This is a genomic window from Nonomuraea spiralis, assembly GCF_014648435.1.
Lineage (GTDB): Bacteria > Actinomycetota > Actinomycetes > Streptosporangiales > Streptosporangiaceae > Nonomuraea > Nonomuraea spiralis.
Genome location: NZ_BMRC01000002.1, coordinates 357,200 through 373,075 on the forward strand (window position 1 = coordinate 357,200; position 15,876 = coordinate 373,075).

The 15,876-nt window shown below is 71.9% G+C and carries 20 protein-coding genes; 12 read left to right on the forward strand and 8 right to left on the reverse strand.

Going from position 1 to position 15,876, the window contains the following annotated elements; genetic code table 11:
• Positions 1 to 12: 12 nt before the first annotated feature.
• The gene (locus IEZ27_RS05585) at positions 13 to 1,182 is read left to right on the forward strand and encodes a pyridoxal phosphate-dependent aminotransferase (protein WP_189646220.1); all 1,170 of its coding nucleotides are present in this window, start codon (positions 13 to 15) and stop codon (positions 1,180 to 1,182) included.
• Here the strand turns inward: IEZ27_RS05585 and IEZ27_RS05590 are convergent.
• Positions 1,160 to 1,714 (reverse strand): TetR/AcrR family transcriptional regulator, encoded by a 555-nt coding sequence (locus IEZ27_RS05590; protein WP_229823342.1) that lies wholly within the window; start codon positions 1,712 to 1,714, stop codon positions 1,160 to 1,162. The genes IEZ27_RS05585 and IEZ27_RS05590 overlap by 23 nt on opposite strands.
• Before the next feature lie 134 nt (positions 1,715 to 1,848).
• Between IEZ27_RS05590 and IEZ27_RS05595 the strand changes: the two genes are divergently transcribed.
• Positions 1,849 to 2,865, forward strand: a complete 1,017-nt coding sequence (locus IEZ27_RS05595) for an aldo/keto reductase (RefSeq protein ID WP_189646222.1) — start codon at positions 1,849 to 1,851, stop codon at positions 2,863 to 2,865.
• 6 nt (positions 2,866 to 2,871) lie between these two features.
• On the opposite strand, the gene IEZ27_RS05600 is transcribed toward IEZ27_RS05595, so the two are convergent.
• Positions 2,872 to 3,795 (reverse strand): LysR substrate-binding domain-containing protein, encoded by a 924-nt coding sequence (locus IEZ27_RS05600; protein ID WP_229823343.1) that lies wholly within the window; start codon positions 3,793 to 3,795, stop codon positions 2,872 to 2,874.
• A 115-nt stretch (positions 3,796 to 3,910) separates the two neighbouring features.
• Between IEZ27_RS05600 and IEZ27_RS05605 the strand changes: the two genes are divergently transcribed.
• Both IEZ27_RS05605 and IEZ27_RS05610 read left to right on the forward strand, forming a co-directional pair.
• Positions 3,911 to 4,462 carry a peroxiredoxin gene (locus tag IEZ27_RS05605; RefSeq protein ID WP_189646224.1) on the forward strand — a complete coding sequence of 184 codons (552 nt, stop codon included), beginning with the start codon at positions 3,911 to 3,913 and terminating at the stop codon, positions 4,460 to 4,462.
• Entirely contained in the window at positions 4,459 to 4,995 is a 537-nt protein-coding gene (locus tag IEZ27_RS05610) for a carboxymuconolactone decarboxylase family protein (RefSeq protein WP_189646225.1), read from the forward strand. The genes IEZ27_RS05605 and IEZ27_RS05610 overlap by 4 nt, the downstream gene beginning before the upstream one ends.
• 101 nt (positions 4,996 to 5,096) lie before the next feature.
• Here the strand turns inward: IEZ27_RS05610 and IEZ27_RS05615 are convergent, their stop codons facing one another.
• The 3 genes from IEZ27_RS05615 to IEZ27_RS05625 all read right to left on the reverse strand — a co-directional run bounded on the left by IEZ27_RS05615 (position 5,097) and on the right by IEZ27_RS05625 (position 7,624).
• On the reverse strand, positions 5,097 to 6,182 hold the full coding sequence (locus tag IEZ27_RS05615; RefSeq protein WP_189646226.1) for an FUSC family protein: 1,086 nt from the start codon (positions 6,180 to 6,182) through the stop codon (positions 5,097 to 5,099).
• Between the two features lie 34 nt (positions 6,183 to 6,216).
• Positions 6,217 to 6,864, reverse strand: coding sequence for a TMEM175 family protein (locus tag IEZ27_RS05620; protein ID WP_189646227.1), 648 nt, complete (start codon positions 6,862 to 6,864; stop codon positions 6,217 to 6,219).
• Between the two features lie 91 nt (positions 6,865 to 6,955).
• Positions 6,956 to 7,624 carry an alpha/beta fold hydrolase gene (locus tag IEZ27_RS05625; RefSeq protein ID WP_229823345.1) on the reverse strand — a complete coding sequence of 223 codons (669 nt, stop codon included), beginning with the start codon at positions 7,622 to 7,624 and terminating at the stop codon, positions 6,956 to 6,958.
• A gap of 180 nt (positions 7,625 to 7,804) precedes the next feature.
• On the opposite strand from IEZ27_RS05625, the gene bar reads away from it, so the two are divergent.
• Entirely contained in the window at positions 7,805 to 8,914 is a 1,110-nt protein-coding gene (gene bar, locus IEZ27_RS05630) for a barbiturase (protein ID WP_189646229.1), read from the forward strand.
• Here the strand turns inward: bar and IEZ27_RS05635 are convergent.
• Positions 8,911 to 9,501 (reverse strand): nucleotidyltransferase family protein, encoded by a 591-nt coding sequence (locus IEZ27_RS05635; RefSeq protein ID WP_229823346.1) that lies wholly within the window; start codon positions 9,499 to 9,501, stop codon positions 8,911 to 8,913. The genes bar and IEZ27_RS05635 overlap by 4 nt on opposite strands.
• 91 nt (positions 9,502 to 9,592) lie before the next feature.
• On the opposite strand from IEZ27_RS05635, the gene IEZ27_RS05640 reads away from it, so the two are divergent.
• On the forward strand, positions 9,593 to 10,129 hold the full coding sequence (locus tag IEZ27_RS05640) for an SseB family protein (protein ID WP_125634997.1): 537 nt from the start codon (positions 9,593 to 9,595) through the stop codon (positions 10,127 to 10,129).
• Between the two features lie 58 nt (positions 10,130 to 10,187).
• Here the strand turns inward: IEZ27_RS05640 and IEZ27_RS05645 are convergent, their stop codons facing one another.
• Both IEZ27_RS05645 and IEZ27_RS05650 read right to left on the reverse strand, forming a co-directional pair.
• Positions 10,188 to 10,571, reverse strand: coding sequence for a hypothetical protein (locus tag IEZ27_RS05645; RefSeq protein WP_189646231.1), 384 nt, complete (start codon positions 10,569 to 10,571; stop codon positions 10,188 to 10,190).
• 25 nt (positions 10,572 to 10,596) lie between these two features.
• Entirely contained in the window at positions 10,597 to 10,977 is a 381-nt protein-coding gene (locus IEZ27_RS05650; RefSeq protein WP_189646232.1) for a hypothetical protein, read from the reverse strand.
• Positions 10,978 to 11,254: 277 nt separating this feature from the next.
• Here IEZ27_RS05650 and IEZ27_RS05655 point away from each other — a divergent pair, with 277 nt between their 5' ends.
• Genes IEZ27_RS05655 through IEZ27_RS05680 form a run of 6 tightly spaced genes read left to right on the forward strand, consistent with a single transcriptional unit; the run spans position 11,255 to position 15,846 of the window.
• The gene (locus tag IEZ27_RS05655) at positions 11,255 to 11,836 is read left to right on the forward strand and encodes a prepilin peptidase (protein ID WP_189646233.1); all 582 of its coding nucleotides are present in this window, start codon (positions 11,255 to 11,257) and stop codon (positions 11,834 to 11,836) included.
• Between the two features lie 43 nt (positions 11,837 to 11,879).
• Positions 11,880 to 13,061, forward strand: coding sequence for a chorismate synthase (gene aroC, locus IEZ27_RS05660; protein WP_229823357.1), 1,182 nt, complete (start codon positions 11,880 to 11,882; stop codon positions 13,059 to 13,061).
• 37 nt (positions 13,062 to 13,098) lie between these two features.
• A complete protein-coding gene (locus tag IEZ27_RS05665; protein WP_189646234.1) occupies positions 13,099 to 13,599 on the forward strand; it encodes a shikimate kinase in 501 nt (166 codons plus the stop codon).
• On the forward strand, positions 13,596 to 14,666 hold the full coding sequence (gene aroB, locus IEZ27_RS05670; RefSeq protein ID WP_189646235.1) for a 3-dehydroquinate synthase: 1,071 nt from the start codon (positions 13,596 to 13,598) through the stop codon (positions 14,664 to 14,666). The genes IEZ27_RS05665 and aroB overlap by 4 nt, the downstream gene beginning before the upstream one ends.
• Complete coding sequence (aroQ, locus tag IEZ27_RS05675; RefSeq protein WP_125635011.1) at positions 14,663 to 15,097, forward strand: type II 3-dehydroquinate dehydratase; 435 nt, start codon at positions 14,663 to 14,665, stop codon at positions 15,095 to 15,097. Before aroB ends, aroQ begins: the two co-directional genes overlap by 4 nt.
• Complete coding sequence (locus IEZ27_RS05680) at positions 15,094 to 15,846, forward strand: SGNH/GDSL hydrolase family protein (RefSeq protein ID WP_125635013.1); 753 nt, start codon at positions 15,094 to 15,096, stop codon at positions 15,844 to 15,846. Before aroQ ends, IEZ27_RS05680 begins: the two co-directional genes overlap by 4 nt.
• The last annotated feature ends 30 nt before the right edge of the window (positions 15,847 to 15,876 follow it).

The window sequence follows — 15,876 nt, forward strand, 5'->3', positions numbered from 1 at the left end:
TAGTGTGGGGACGTGACCGAACCACTTGTTAGCAGGATGCGCGCCTTCGGCACCACGATTTTCGCCGAGATGAGCGCGCTCGCCGTGCAGACCGGGGCCATCAACCTCGGACAGGGCTTCCCCGACACCGACGGGCCGGCCGCCATGCTCGACCGCGCGGTGCAGGCGATCACCTCGGGCGCCAACCAGTACCCGCCGGGGCCGGGGGTGCTGGAGCTCCGGCAGGCGGTCTCGGAGCACCGGATGGCCCAGTACCGGCTCGACTACGACCCGGCGGGCGAGGTGCTGGTCACCGTGGGCGCCACCGAGGCCATCGCGGCGAGCGTCCTGGCGTTGTGCGAGCCGGGGGACGAGGTGATCGCGTTCGAGCCGTACTACGACTCCTACGCGGCCTCGATCGCGCTGGCCCAGGCCCGGCTGGCGGCGGTGACGCTGCGACCGGTGAACGGCCGTTTCACCTTCGATCCCGACGAGCTGCGCGCGGCCGTCACGCCGCGTACCCGGGCGATCCTGGTCAACTCGCCGCACAACCCGACGGGCACGGTCTTCACCAGGGACGAGCTGACGGTCATCGCCGAGCTGTGCCAGGAGCACGGCCTGATCGCGATCACCGACGAGGTCTACGAGCACCTCACCTTCGACGGCGTCGAGCACGTCCCGCTGGCCACGCTGCCCGGCATGCGCGAGCGCACGGTCATGATCTCCTCGGCGGGCAAGACGTTCTCGGTCACGGGCTGGAAGACCGGCTGGGTGTGCGCGCCGCCCGAGCTGGTCCGGGCGGTCTCGACGGTCAAGCAGTTCCTCACCTTCACCGCGAGCGCGCCCTGGCAGCTCGCCGTGGCCTACGGGCTGCGCACCGAGCTGGAGTGGGTGGCCGCGCTGCGCGCCGGGCTTCAGGACAAGCGCGACCGGCTGATGGACGGCCTGGCCGCGGCGGGCTTCGAGGTGCTCAGGCCCTCGGGCACGTACTTCGTGCAGACCGACATCCGGCCGCTCGGCTTCGAGGACGGCCTGGAGTTCACCCGGCGCCTGCCCGAGCTGGCCGGAGTGGTGGCCATCCCGACGCAGGTCTTCTACGACCATCCCGAACGCGGGAGCCACTTCGTCCGGTTCGCGTTCTGCAAGAAGGACGAGGTCATCGACGAGGCGGTGACCCGGCTCAAGCGCCTGTCGCAGGGGTAGCCCGGCGCAGGCCGTCGAACATCACGGCGAGGGTCCTGACCCGCAGGTCGTCGCTCCAGTTGTGGTGCTGGGCCGCCAGACAGGCGGCGCTGAGCAGGGCCACCAGCTCCGCCATGCCCACGTCCGCCCGCACCGCTCCGGACTCCTGGGCGCGTACCAGCAGGGTGCCGATCGCGCCCCTGATGTCGGGCGCGCCCGCCTTGGCGTCGATGCCGGCGCTGGCCAGGGCGTCCACGAGCATCTTCTTGACCGTCGAGTCGGCCACGATGCGGTCGAAGAACCCGAAGAGGGCGGCTCCGGCGTCGTACGCGCCGGCCAGCTCCTCGGCCATCTCGGCCAGCCGTTCCTGCCGGGCCGCCACGATCGCCTGGTAGAGCGCCTCCTTGGTGGGGAACTGGCGGTAGATCGTCCCCACGCCCACTCCCGCCAGCGCGGCGATCTCGCGCATCGACGCGTCCAGTCCGTCGCGGGCCAGCACGACCTCGGCCGCCTCCAGCACGCGGACGCGGTTGCGCGCGGCGTCGGCACGCATGGGCCCCTCCTCACGTCGACATCCCTCACGTCGACATCCCGCACGTCGACATCCTCGCGTTGACATCCGGAACATCGGTTCCGTATCGTTCGTGGCATTCAAGCGGAACAATCATTCCGATTCTAGGGGCTTTCGTGCACTTCCAGACCATGGGCCGTTCCGGGTTGCGCGTCTCCCGCGCGTGCCTCGGCACCATGAACTTCGGCACCGGGTACGGCCTGGCCGCCGGCGACGAGACCGAGGCGGGCCGCGTCATCGACGCCTACCTCGACGCGGGCGGCAACTTCATCGACACCGCCGACCTCTACCACCGCGGCGAGACCGAGGAGATCGTCGGCCGGGCGCTGCGCGGCAGGCGCGAGTGGGTGGTGCTGGCCACCAAGGGGGCCATGCCGGTCGGCCCCGAGGGGCGCGGCCTGTCCAGGCGGCATCTCACCCGCGCCCTGGAGGCGAGCCTGCGCCGCCTCGGCACCGACTACATCGACCTCTACCAGTGCCACCAGTGGGACCCGGACACGCCGATCGAGGAGACGATGGCCACCCTCGACGGCTTCGTACGCTCGGGCAAGGTGCGCTACCTCGGCTGCTCCAACTTCACCGCCGCCCAGCTCGTCGAGTCGCAGTGGGCCGCCGAGCGCGTGGGCGGCACGCCGTTCGTGAGCCTGCAACCGCAGTACTCGCTGATCCAGCGGGTCGTCGAGGCCGAGATCCTGCCCGCCTGCCGCCGCCTGGGCCTCGGCGCGGTCGTGTACGGCGCGCTCGGCGGCGGCGTCCTGACCGGCCGCTACCGGCGCGGCGAGCTCCCCGACCCCGACAGCCGCATGGGCCGCCTGCTCGGCGCCGCGATGCCCGGCGCGACCCGCTGGGCCGAGTCGCTGCTCAACGACCGCAACCTGGCCGTCGCCGAGGGGCTGGCCGAGGTCGCGTCCGGTCTGGGGGCCGACCCCGCCGCGGTCGCGCTGGCCTGGGTCGCGAGCCGTACGGGTGTCACGTCGGTGTTGCTCGGGCCGCGTTCGGTGGGGCAACTGCGGGAGAACCTGGCCGCCTTCGACCTCACCCTCCCGCCGGAGGCGACCGCCCGCCTGGACGAGCTCTCCGACCCCGCCCTCACTCCCGCCGACGGCTCCTTCTTCCACCTCGTCCCCCGTTGATCCCGTTCACGAGATGAGTTTGACCGGGAGCCTGCGCTGGCGAATGGCGGTGCGGATGGCCTCGGCGAGCTGGGCGTACTCGGGGGTGCGGGCCGAGGAGGCGCGGTAGGCCAGGCCGATCGTACGGCCCGGGGCCGGGGCTGCGAAGCGGCGCAGCGCCAGGCGTACGCGCTTGCCCGTCTCCACCGGCACCGCCGACTCCGGCAGCAGCGTCACCCCGAGGCCCCCGGCCACGAGCTGCACCAGCGTCGGCAGGCTGGTCGCGTACGTGGTCGCGGTCGCCCGCGCGCCCACCTCGCGGCACACGTCGATGGCCTGCTCGCGCAGGCAGTGGCCCTGGTTGAGGAGCACGATGTCCAGGCCCTTGAGCACGTCGCGGTCCAGCGGCGCGGGGTCGGCGGCCAGGGGATGGTCGTGGGGGAGGGCCAACAGGAAGTCCTCGTCGTACAGCGGCGCCTCCACCAGGCCGCCCACCTCCGTCGGCAGGGCGAGCAGCACCAGGTCGAGCCGCCCCTCGCGGACCTCCTCAAGGATCGTGTCCGTCTTGGCCTCGTGCACGGTCAGCTTCAGGTGCGGGAACCGCTGGGCGAACATGGGCAGCAGCGCGGGCAGCACGTACGGCGCCACGGTGGGGATCACGCCGAGGTGGGCCGGGCCGCTGAACGGCTCGCGGTTCTGGGCGGCCTCGCCCATCAGGTCCTCGACCGCGGCCAGCACCCGCCAGGCGTGCTCGGCGACGCGCTCGCCCGTCGCGGTGAGCAGCACCTTCCGGGTGGTGCGTTCGAGGAGTTGTGTGTCCAATATCTCCTCCAATGAGGCGATATTTCCGGAGAGGGTGGGTTGGCTCATCTTCAGTGCGGTCGCCGCCTCCCTGAAGTGCAAATGCTCGGCCACGGCCAGGAAAGAACGCAGCTGAGCGAGGGTGGGCATGGGTTCACTGATAGGAATCACCTCTCAGATTGGTGAGACTGCTCGATTTCTCGAATCAATGGTAGGTGGGGCAACGTAGGTGCCCTGACCCGCACTTCCTCCAAAGGAGAAGGACTTGCTCACCGTCGGTGACCGCTTTCCCGAGTACGAACTCACTGCCTGCGTCGACCTCGACCCCGACAAGGCGTTCGCTGAGATCAACCACAAGACCTACGAGGGCAAGTGGCGCGTGGTGTTCTTCTGGCCGAAGGACTTCACGTTCGTCTGTCCGACCGAGATCGCCGAGTTCGGCCGGCTGAACGGCGAGTTCGCCGACCGTGACGCCCAGGTCCTCGGCGTCTCCGTCGACTCCGAGTTCGTGCACCACGCCTGGCGCAAGAACCACGACGACCTGCGCGACCTGCCCTTCCCGATGCTGAGCGACATCAAGCGCGAGCTGTCGGAGTCCTGTGGCGTGCTCGGCCAGGACGGCGTCGCCCAGCGCGCCACGTTCATCGTCGACCAGAACAACGAGATCCAGTTCTCGATGGTGACCGCCGGTTCCGTGGGCCGCAACGTCAAGGAGGTCCTGCGGGTCCTCGACGCCCTGCAGTCCGACGAGCTGTGCCCGTGCAACTGGAAGAAGGGCGAGGCCGGCCTCGACGCGCAGAAGCTGCTTGCTCAGTGAGCATCGACAACCTGAAGTCACTCCTGCCCGACTACGCCAAGGACACCAGGCTCAACCTGGGCTCGGTCACGACCACCTCGTCGCTGACCGACCAGCAGCTCTGGGGGGCGGTCCTGGCGTGCGCCCTGGCCACCAGGTCGGCGCGGGTCATCGCCGAGGTCTCGCAGGACGCCGCCGGCCACCTGTCGGCCGAGGCGTTCACCGCCGCCAAGGCGGCCGCGTCGATCATGGCGATGAACAACGTCTACTACCGCGCCACCCACCTGATCGGCGACGAGACGTACGCGACGCTGCCGGCCAGGCTCCGGATGACCGTGATCGGCAACCCGGGCGTGGACAAGACGGACTTCGAGCTGTGGTGCCTGGCGGTCTCCGCGATCAACGGCTGCGGTCGTTGCCTGGAGTCGCACGAGCAGGTGCTGCGGGGCGCGGGCATGCCGCGTGAGCACGTCCAGGAGGCGCTGCGCGTGGCCGCCGTGATCAACGCCACCGCCGCGACGCTGGAGGCTGAGGCCGCCCTGACGGCGGTCTGACCCCACCCTGCGAAGGCGGGCGCCCACCCGGGCGCCCGCCTTCGCGCGTCAGCAGACGGTACGCGCCCTCTCCGAAGCGTCAGGGAACTGTGCGCGGGGGTTCAGCTCGCCTGGGGTTCGTCGAGCGGGGTGAGCGAGCGGCTGGCCTCCTCGTGCTCCATGCCCGTGGCCTGCAGCAGGTCCACCGCGATCGACCGGAGCTGCGCGATGATGACGTGCGCCGAGAACCCCAGCCGCTCGGGCCGCTCCCGGGCCGCCACCGCGAGCAGCGCCTGCCGCGCCAGTACGGGATCGCGCCCGGCCGCCAGCTCCAGTTGCAGCAGCAGCGCCGCCTCCGAGACCTCCCGCATGGCCTCGGCCAGCGCCGTGGGCGGCGGGCTCGCCTCGCCCAGCGCCGCCAGCGTGCGGCGGACGAGCACTCTGGCGTTGCGCAGGGCCAGGTCGACGGGTACGGCGGCGGTCTCGTACCGGGCCAGGGCCGCGCGCCGGTGCCAGTGCAGCGGCGAGATCATGGTGATCTCCTTGCTGGTCTCCAGCGCCATCGTGAACTCCTCGACGGCCGTCTGCGTCGTCCGGGCCTCCTCCAGCGCCTCGGCGGCGAGATCGACGTCCCGCTTCTCGATCGACTCGGCCGCCTGCTCCAGGACGGTGGACAGCGCGTCCAGCACGCCCGACAGATGTTTGGCCGCGATCGTGAACGGGCTGGCCGGCATCAGCGCGACCGCCGCGACGCCGATGACGCCCCCGGTGAGGGCGTCGGCCATACGGTCGAGCCCTCCGGCGTTCTCACCGGGCAGCAGGGTGGCCACCAGCACCGCCGAGGAGCCCGCCTGCGCGACGAACAGCGCCCCGCCGTTCAGCAGCAGCGCGATCGCCATGGCCAGCCCGACGACCAGCGCGAGCTGCCAGGGCCCCGAGCCGATCCACGACACCAGCAGGTCGCCGACGCCGACGCCGAGGCTCACGCCGATCACCAGCTCGGCGACGCGCCGCAGCCGCTGGCCGAGCCCCACGCCGACGCAGATCAGCACGGAGATCGGCGCGAAGAACGGATGGGCGTGGCCGAGCAGCTCGATCGCGACGATCCAGGCCAGCGCCGAGCCCACCGCGCACTGCACGATCGAGGGCGCCATGAGGCCGAACGTGCCCAGTCGTTCCCTTACATGGTCGCTGAGCCTCGTTCGCACCTTTCCACCTTGACGGATCTTTGTGACATTGGGGTCACGTTTGCCCCGGAAGCTCCGGCTGAACCAGGCCGGGCGCGAACCGCCGGCGGACGAACACGATGACCGCGACCACCACCGGCGTGGCCATCCACAGGTACGTGGAGTCCTCGCCGACCGAGAAGGCCAGCACCGCGCTGACCGCCCACAACACGCCGCAACCCCAGTAGACCCAGGCCGAGGTGCCCATGCGCCGCCTGCTGGCGTTGCCGTTGAGCAGCCCCTGCACGAGCGCCAGCGTGAACAGCGCGCCCTGGCAGAACATCAGGATCGCCTCGGTGCCCGCGAACAGCGCCAGCGCCAGGCCCTTGGACGCCTCGCCGTCGCCGTGGAAGGAGGACATCTCGCTCCACAGATTCATCGTGTACGGCAGGAACGCCGCGAACAGCAGCAGCGGCACGTGCAGCAGCAGGACGGGCTGGGTGACCCGGTGGAGCTGGTCGAAGAGCGTGTGATGGGCCCGCCAGCTGAACCAGAGCATGAGGAAGGCCAGCGCGAACGCCATGAACGACCCCTGGCGCTCGGCCAGGAAGCCCGCGAGGTCGCCGAACTGCGCCTCCTCCGGGCGGGGGATCTCCAGGACGAGCAGCGTGATCGCGATCGCGAAGACCGCGTCGCTGAACATCCCGACCCGCTCCGGGGTCATGCCGGGACGGGGGGCCGGTGGGGGGCTGGACACAGCGGATCTCCGAGAATCGTGGGGGGAGCCCAGCATAGAGCGCCGGGCACCCTCGGGCTCACCGGTCCAGGAAGGCGTCCACCGCGTGCAGGAACGCGGCCCGTTCGGCGGCGTGGATGAGGTGCCCGGCCTCGATCGTGACCAGCTCGGCCCCGGGGATCAGGCGGGCCAGCGCGGGCGCGTCGAACGGGCTGCGTTCCCCGCCCGACAACACCAGCGAAGGAGCCGTGATCCTCCCCAGCTCGGCGGCCAGCGCCGGATCGGGATCGACGATGAACGGCTCGGTCTGGTGCATCATCCGCCAGTCGAACTCCGTGGAACCGTCCTCCACCAGGGGCGCACGCCCCTCGACCGGGTACGGCGGCGTGACGTCCTCCAGCACCAGCCGTTCGACGCGCCCCGGGTGGCGCATGGCCACGTGGTAGGCCACCATGCCGCCCAGCGAGTGGCCGACCAGCCGGACGCGGTCGAGGCCCAGGTGGTCGAGCAGCGCCACGACGTCCTCGGCCATCGTGCCGACCGCGTACTCGCCGGGGCGGTCGCTGGCGCCGTGCCCGCGCAGGTCGGGGGCGAATACGTGGTGGCGGGCCGCGAAGTGCTGGGTGATGCCGTTCCAGTCGTTGTGGTTCGCGGTCCTGCCGTGGAGGAGGACCAGCGGGGGAGCGGCGGGGTCACCCTCCTCGCGATAGACGAGCTTGATGCCGTTGACATGGGCTTCGTGAATCACATCCGGGAACACTACCTTCGGTGCTTTCGCGAACTTCGTCGTTCCGCCGAGAGCTTGACCGGCGGGCGCACCTTGACATCGCGGCGGCCGTTCATGGGCAGACATTGCCCATGAACCCCGCCGACGGGCTCGGCTAGCGTCGCCACGGTGGGGAAGCCGGTACTGGAGAAGGGGCAACGCATGCCGGACCCGATTGAAGTGCGAAAGGTGCCGATCGAGAGCGTGACCGACGCCTCCGGGCTGTCACGGCTCATCGCGGACGGGGTGATCGAGGCGCGCCGGGTGCTCGCGGTGATCGGCAAGACCGAGGGCAACGGCGGCGTCAACGACTACACGCGCATCCTGGCCGACCGCGCCTTCCGCGAGGTCCTGGCCGAGCACGGCCACCCGTCCCCCGAGAGCGTGCCGCTGGTGTGGTCGGGCGGCACCGACGGCGTGCTCAGCCCGCACGCCACGGTCTTCGCCACCACGGCGGACGCGACCCCGAGCGACGAGCCGCGCCTGTCGGTGGGCGTCGCGATGAGCGAGGTCATCCTGCCCGAGGACATCGGCCGCCCGGCGATGGTGGAGAAGGTCGCCGCCGGGGTGCGCGAGGCCATGAAGGTCGCCGGCATCGACGACCCGCGCGACGTGCACTACGTGCAGACCAAGACGCCGCTGCTCACGCTGGCCACCATCACCGAGGCCAAGAGCCGCGGCAAGGACACCGCCATCGAGGAGACCGGCCCCTCCATGGACCTGTCCAACTCCACCACCGCGCTCGGCATCGCCGTCGCGCTCGGCGAGATCGACATGCCGGACGCCGCGCAGATCCACAAGGACCTGTCGTTGTACTCGTCGGTGGCCTCGTGCTCGTCGGGGGTGGAGCTGGACCGGGCGCAGATCGTGCTGGTGGGGAACGTACGCGGGATCGGCGGGCGCTACCGCATCGGCCACAGCGTGATGAAGGACGCCCTCGACGCCGACGGCATCTGGGAGGCCATCAGGGACGCCGGGCTGCCGCTGCCCGAGCGCCCGCACCCGTCGGACCTCGGCGGACGCCTGGTCAACGTCTTCATGAAGTGCGAGGCCGACCCCTCGGGGCAGGTGCGCGGCCGGCGCAACATCATGCTGGACGACTCCGACGTGCACTGGCACCGGCAGATCAAGGCGGCCGTCGGCGGGGTGGCGGCCTCGGTCACCGGCGACCCCGCGGTGTTCGTCTCGGTGGCCGCCGTGCACCAGGGACCGTCGGGCGGCGGACCGGTCGCGGCCATCGCCGACCTCGGCCAGGGCGGTCAGGCCCGCTAGGGCCACGGGAGCACGGTCAGCTCGGGCCAGGCCGCGCTCCACCGCGCCGCCTTGGCCTCGTAGACCTCCCGGGTCGCCAGCCTGGGGTTGGGCCGCAGCACGAGGTTGAAGGCGTCGGCCACGCCGTAAGGGGCGTAGATCCGCCACGCGCCCGACGGGGTGAGCCGTACGCCGACGGCGCCGGTCGTGCTGGGGAAGGAGTCGATCGCGTCCTCAGAGCCCTCGTAGGGCGGGCACGGCACGCCGAAGCGGCTCTCGTACCACAGATGCACCCGGGCCTCGTTGCGGATCTCCACCGGCAGGTCGCCGAACATCTCCCGCCCGGCCCTGATCGCGCGGTCCTCGGCCTCCCACGACAGGTCGGACGGGTCGTAGTAGATCAGGTCGTAGTCTTTGAGGCCGTAACCGGGCGGGCGGCCGGTCACGTGGTTCCAGATCGTCTGGACGACCGCGCCCGCGGCCAGCCACCAGCCGGGCAGGTCGAGCCCGCGGGCCAGCCCGAGCACCCGGACGAGCGACGGGTTGGTCTCCAGCACGGCCCGCACCGCGGCGGGCTGCTCGTCGAGAGGAAGCCGCGAGATCCGCACCCGACCTGTGTACCAGCCGCCCCCGACAGAACCGCGCCGGGGAGCACGCCGGGGGCCGGGGCGGTCACCTCCGCGGGTAGTCTCGTTCGCTGTGCCGAGCATCCCGCAACCTCTCGACCCCGACGACGACGGCAGCGCCGCCCCCGCCGTGGCCGCCGCCCTGGCCGCCTACGAGGCGGGCACGTCCGGCCCCGCCGACGTGCTGGCCGCCCTGAGCGGCGCGCGGCTGCTGGTGCCGGTGGTCGCCATGCTGACCGAGTCCGAGGTCGGCGCGCACGGGCTGCGCCAGGAGAAGGAGAGCGAGATGGCGCTGCCCAAGCTCGTCGGCCACGACGGCCGGCACGCCGTGCTCGCCTTCACCGGCACCGACGCGCTGACCAGGTGGCGCAAGGACGCCAGGCCCATCCAGGCCGGCACGCTCCAGGTCTGCCAGGCGGCCGTGCACGAGGAGGCGGCGGCGGTCGTGGTGGACGTGGCAGGGCCGGTGCAGTTCGTGATCGAGGGCGAGGTGCTCAGGGCGCTGGCCGCGGTCGAGTCCGGCACGCTCGACCGGCTCGCCGACGTCACCGTCGCCAGGATGGAGCCCGCCCCGCCGCGCCGCCGCTGGTTCTCCCGCAGGAACGCCTGAACACGCCGACGCCCCCGGCCGGTGCCTTCCACCGGCCGGGGGCGCCCGCGGGACGTCCTCAGGAGACGGTCAGGTAGAACCCGGTGTCGGCCGCGAGACCGTTGGCGACCTGGCTGAAGACGGCCACCGAGCGGATGTGGCCGCTGCACACGGGTGCTTGACGCTGCACCGACAGCGTGCGCGGGAAGACGGACCGGCCCGTGGGCGTGACGTGGATCGCCACGTCACCGATGAGGTCGACCTTCTCGCCGAGGATGACGCAGTACGTCCCCCGGAACATACGCCGGACCTCGTCGATGTTCTCGCTGTGCAGGACCACGCCGTCATCCCGGACGGTGGCCGAAGCCTGGGCGTACGGCGTGTCCGCCTTCGCGGCGGCGGCGGGCGTCAGGACGGCGGCGGCGGCGAGCGCGCCTGCCGCGATGCGCCGGATGCTGTTCATAGTGGGTGCTCCTTCGGATTCCGGGTCAGGCGATGGACAGGTCGAAGCCGCCGTCGGCGAGGCGGCCGTCGACGTCGTAGACGCCGATGGTGATGGTGTTGGGCTCGTTGCAGATCGCCGACGGATTCCGGTAGGCGACGAACGGCAGGCGGCGCGGCGCGCGCGAGGTGAGCTGGACCAGCGCGCCGGACGCGGCCACCTGCCGATCGATCTGCACGCAGTACCGGCCGATCGAGGCCCGCCACGACTTGACGACGTTCTTGCCGTTGTTCAGCTCGCCGTCCGCGTCGACGATCGCCGCGGCCCGCGCGTACGGGGCCTTCAGGTCGGCGTACGCCGCGGGGCCGGTCAGGATGAGACCTGCGGCGCTCAACGCGACGCCGCCGGCCAGGATGCCACGGAACATGGGTCTTCCTCTCTGTCAATTTCCGGGGGGGCCACGACAGAAAGTAAGTTCCTGACCACCCTCCGGCCCGCGTGCCACCCCGTCCCGGACGATCAAAGTTCCTTGGCAGATCACCCCCGAACCCATGACCACCGGCGGACGTCGTGACCCCCGGTGCCAAGGGCCCCGGCCCGCCGGAGCGCGGCTCCCGCCCTTGGCGTACGCCATACCAAGGCCCGCACGGCCCCGGTCCCGCGATCCCGGGACGGCCGCGGGGCCGCCGCACTAGGGTCTGGTCGTGGTCGCACTGATGGCGCTGCTCGGTCTGCTCGCCGGACGTCAGGTCAGGGCCCTGGCCGACGCCTACGACGACCTCGCGCCCCCGCCGCCCTGGCCGCCCGGCGTGGAACTGCTGACCGCCGCCGTGACGGCCGTGACCGCCTGGCTCGCCGGGCCGCCGTACGCGGGGTTCGCCCTGGCCGGCACGGCGCTGGCGGTCATCGACTGGCGTACCACCCTGCTGCCCGACGCGATCACGCTGCCCGCGTACCCGATCATCGCACTGACCCTGCTCCCGACCGGGGAGCTGCCGCGCGCGTCGCTCGGCGCGGCGGCGCTGGCGGCCGTCTACGGCCTGCTGTGGCTGGCCCGCCCGGACGCGATGGGCCTCGGTGACGTCAAGCTGGCCGGGCTCATCGGCATGGCGGCGGCGGCCATGAGCTGGCAGGCGTGGGTGGCGGCGGCGTTCGCGGGACAGGTGCTCGGCGCGCTCTACGCGGTCGCGCTGCTGCTCACCGGGCGCGGCGACCGGCACACCCAGTTCCCTTTCGGGCCGTTCATGCTGCTAGGTGCGTTTTTGGCGCTTTGTCTCGGCTGGTGAACGACGGACATCCCACCCGGCCGCACGTGGAAGACTTGGAGACATGTTGCGCTGGTTGACCGCCGGAGAGTCCCACGGCCCCGAACTCGTTGCCATCCTCGAAGGACTGCCCGCCGGGGTCGAGGTGACCACGGCCGCGATCGACGAGGCCCTGCGCCGCCGCAGGCTCGGCTACGGCCGCGGCGCCCGGATGAAGTTCGAGCAGGACCAGGTGACGATCGTCGGCGGCGTCCGCCACGGCCGCACCATGGGCAGCCCGATCGCCGTCCGCGTCGGCAACACCGAGTGGCCCAAGTGGGAGAAGGTCATGTCGGCCGACCCGGTCGACCCGGCCGAGCTGGAGGGCCTGGCCCGCAACGCGCCGAGGTCCCGTCCCCGCCCCGGCCACGCCGACCTGGCCGGCATGCAGAAGTATGGCTTCGACGACGCCCGCCAGGTGCTCGACCGGGCCAGCGCCCGCGAGACCGCCGCCCGCGTCGCGCTCGGCGAGGTCGCCAGGCGCTTCCTGAAGCAGGCGCTCGGCGTCGACCTCATCAGCCACGTCACCTCCATCGGCGGCGCCCAGACTCCGACCGAGGTCCTGCCCGGTCCCGGCGACCTGGCCCGCATCGACGACGACCCGGTCCGCTGCGCCGACCCCGAGGGCAGCGCCGCCATGGTCGCCGTGATCGACCAGGCCCACAAGGACGGCGACACGCTCGGCGGCGTCGTCGAGGTGCTCGCCTACGGCCTGCCGCCCGGCCTGGGCAGCTACACCCACTGGGACCGCAGGCTCGACTCCCGGCTCGCCGCCGCGCTCATGGGCATCCAGGCGATCAAGGGCGTCGCGGTCGGCGACGGCTTCGAGACGGCCAGGCGGCCCGGCTCGCGCGCCCACGACGAGATCGAGTACACCGCCGCGAACGGCGTCAAGCGCGTCACCAATCGCGCGGGCGGCGTCGAGGGCGGCATGACCAACGGCGAGATCCTGCGCGTCAGCGCCGCCATGAAGCCCATCTCCACCGTCCCGAGGGCCCTGGCCACGATCGACGTCAAGACCGGCGAGGCCGCCAAGGCCCACCACGAGCGCTCCGACGTCTGCGCCGTCCCGGCCGCCGGCATCGTGGCCGAGGCCATGGTCGCCCTGGTGCTGGCCGACGCGGCCCTGGAGAAGTTCGGCGGCGACTCGGTGGAGGAGGTCGCCCGCAACCTGTCCGGCTACCTCTCCTCGATGGTGATCAAGTGACGGCCGCGCGCAGCGAACGAGAAGGGGTGAACGACCAATGACCAGAGCCGTGCTCATCGGCCCGCCCGGATCCGGCAAGACCACCATCGGGCGGCTGCTGGCCGAGCGACTCGGCGTCGCCTTCCGCGACACCGACGCCGACGTCGAGAGCGTGGCCGGCAAGCCGGTCTCCGACATCTTCGTCGAGGACGGCGAGGCCCGCTTCCGCGAGCTGGAGCACGAGGCCGTGCGCCGCGCCCTGGCCGAGCACGACGGCGTGTTGTCGCTCGGCGGCGGCGCCGTGCTCAACGAGGACACCCAGGCCCTGCTCGCCGGTCACCACGTGGTCTACCTCCAGGTGGGCCTGTCCGACGCGGTCCAGCGGGTCGGGCTCGCCTCGGCCCGGCCGCTGCTCGTGCTCAGCCCGCGCAGCCAGCTCAAGAAGCTGATGGAGGAGCGGCGCCCGGTCTACGAGCGCCTGGCCGTCGTCACGGTGGCCACCGACAAGCGCGACCCGGCCGAGCTAGCCGACGAGATCGTGGAGGGCCTGCCGGCATGACCGCGACGCGGATCACCGTATCCGGCGACAGCCCCTACGACGTGGTGATCGGCAGCGGCGTGCAGGCCGAGCTGCCGGGCCTGCTGCGGCCCGGCGTGCGCACGGTCGCCGTCGTCCGCCCGCAGGGCCTGCCCGAGCTGTCCCGCCCGGTCCTCGCGGCCCTGGCCGACGCCGGCTACGAGGTGGCCGACCTGCCCGTCCCCGACGGTGAGGCGTGCAAGACGCCCGAGGTGGCGGCCGGCCTGTGGTCCGCGCTCGGCCGCCACGGCCTGACCCGCTCCGACGCCGTCGTGGGCGTGGGCGGGGGCGCGACGACCGACCTGGCCGGGTTCGTGGCCGGCACCTGGCTGCGCGGCGTGCAGGTCGTGCTCGTGCCGACGACGCTGCTGGCCATGGTCGACGCGGCCGTCGGCGGCAAGAACGGCATCGACACCCCCGAGGGCAAGAACCTCGTGGGCACGTTCCTGCCGCCCGCCGGGGTGCTGTGCGACCTGGCCGTGCTGCCCGGTCTGACGAAGGCCGACTACGTGGCGGGGCTCGCCGAGGTCATCAAGGGCGGGTTCATCGCCGACCCGCGGATCCTCACGCTGATCGAGTCCGACCCCGAGGGCGCAACGAGGCCCGACGGCCCCCACACCCGCGAGCTGATCGAGCGCAAGATCCGCGTCAAGGCCGACGTCGTGGGCGCCGACCTGCGCGAACAGGGCCTGCGCGAGATCCTCAACTACGGTCACACGCTCGCCCACGCCATCGAGCGCGACGAGCACTACACGATCCGCCACGGCGAGGCCGTCGCCATCGGCATGGTCTACGCCGCCGAGCTGTCCCGGCTGTCCGGCCGCGCCGACCTGACCGGCCGCACCCGCGCCGTCCTCACCTCCGTCGGCCTGCCCGTCTCCTACCACGCCGCGGCCTGGCCACGGCTGCGCGAGCACATGCGGCTGGACAAGAAGAACAGGGGCGCCAAGCAGCGCTTCGTCGTCCTCGACGACCTGGCCAGGCCCGCGCGCCTCGAAGACCCCGCCGAAGAGCTGCTCGAAGCCGCCTACAAGGAGATCACGCGATGATCCTCGTGCTCAACGGGCCCAACCTGCGCAGGCTCGGCACCCGCGAGCCCGACGTCTACGGGGCCGAGACGTTCGAGGACCTCGCCGAGTTGTGCCGCGACACCGGCAGGAAGCTCGGCGAGCACGTCGAGGTGCGCCAGACCGACGACGAGGCCGAGCTGATCGGCTGGCTGCACGAGGCCGCCGACGGCCGCATCCCCGTCGTGCTCAACCCGGCCGCCTTCACCCACTACTCCTACGCCGTGCGCGACGCCATCGCCCAGCGCACCGCCCCGCTCGTCGAGGTGCACATCAGCAACCCCGCGGCAAGGGAAGAGTTTCGCCACACCTCGGTCGTCGCCGGGGTGGCGACGGGCACCATCGCCGGGTTCGGACTACAGTCCTACGTCCTGGCGCTACACGCTATCGCGGAGATGAACAGCAGCTCATGAGGCAATACAGGTCCTTCGTCGCCCTTGGGGACAGTTTCACGGAAGGACTGAACGATCCAGGTCCCGACGGGCACTACCGCGGCTGGGCCGACCGGGTCGCCGAACGGCTCGCCGCCGACGACCCGGCGTTCCGCTACGCCAACCTGGCGGTCCGCGGCAAGCTGCTCGACCAGATCGTCACCGAGCAGGTGCCGCTGGCCATCGACATGGGCCCCGACCTGGTCAGCTTCTGCGCGGGCGGCAACGACCTGCTGCGGCCGGGCAGCGACCCCGACGTCATGGCCAAGCGCCTGGCCCGCGCCGTGCGCGACCTGCGCGCCGGGGGCGCGGACGTGTTGCTGTTCACCGGGGTCGACCCGCGCGACACGCCGCTGATGCGGCGGCTGCGCGGCCGTTTCGCCATCTTCTACCTGCACGTACGCTCGATCGCCGACCTCTACGGGTGCCGCCTGGTCGACCAGTGGTCGATGCAGGGGCTGCGCGACTGGCGGGCCTGGAGCGCCGACCGGTTGCACATGAACGAGGACGGTCACCGGCTGGTGGCCGCCCGCGTGCTCGACGTGCTGGGGGTGCCGTTCGACGACTGGCGCAAGGAGTGGCCGGAGCGGTCGGTCGACCCGCGGGCGCGGCGCCGCGAGGACGCCCAGTGGATCCGCGAGCACCTGGTCCCGTGGATGTCGCGCCGCATGCGCGGCACGTCCTCCGGTGACGGCCTCACGCCCAAGCGCCCCGACCTCACCCCGTTCTGATCCTCCCCGCCGCAGGTGACCGGCGGCCTG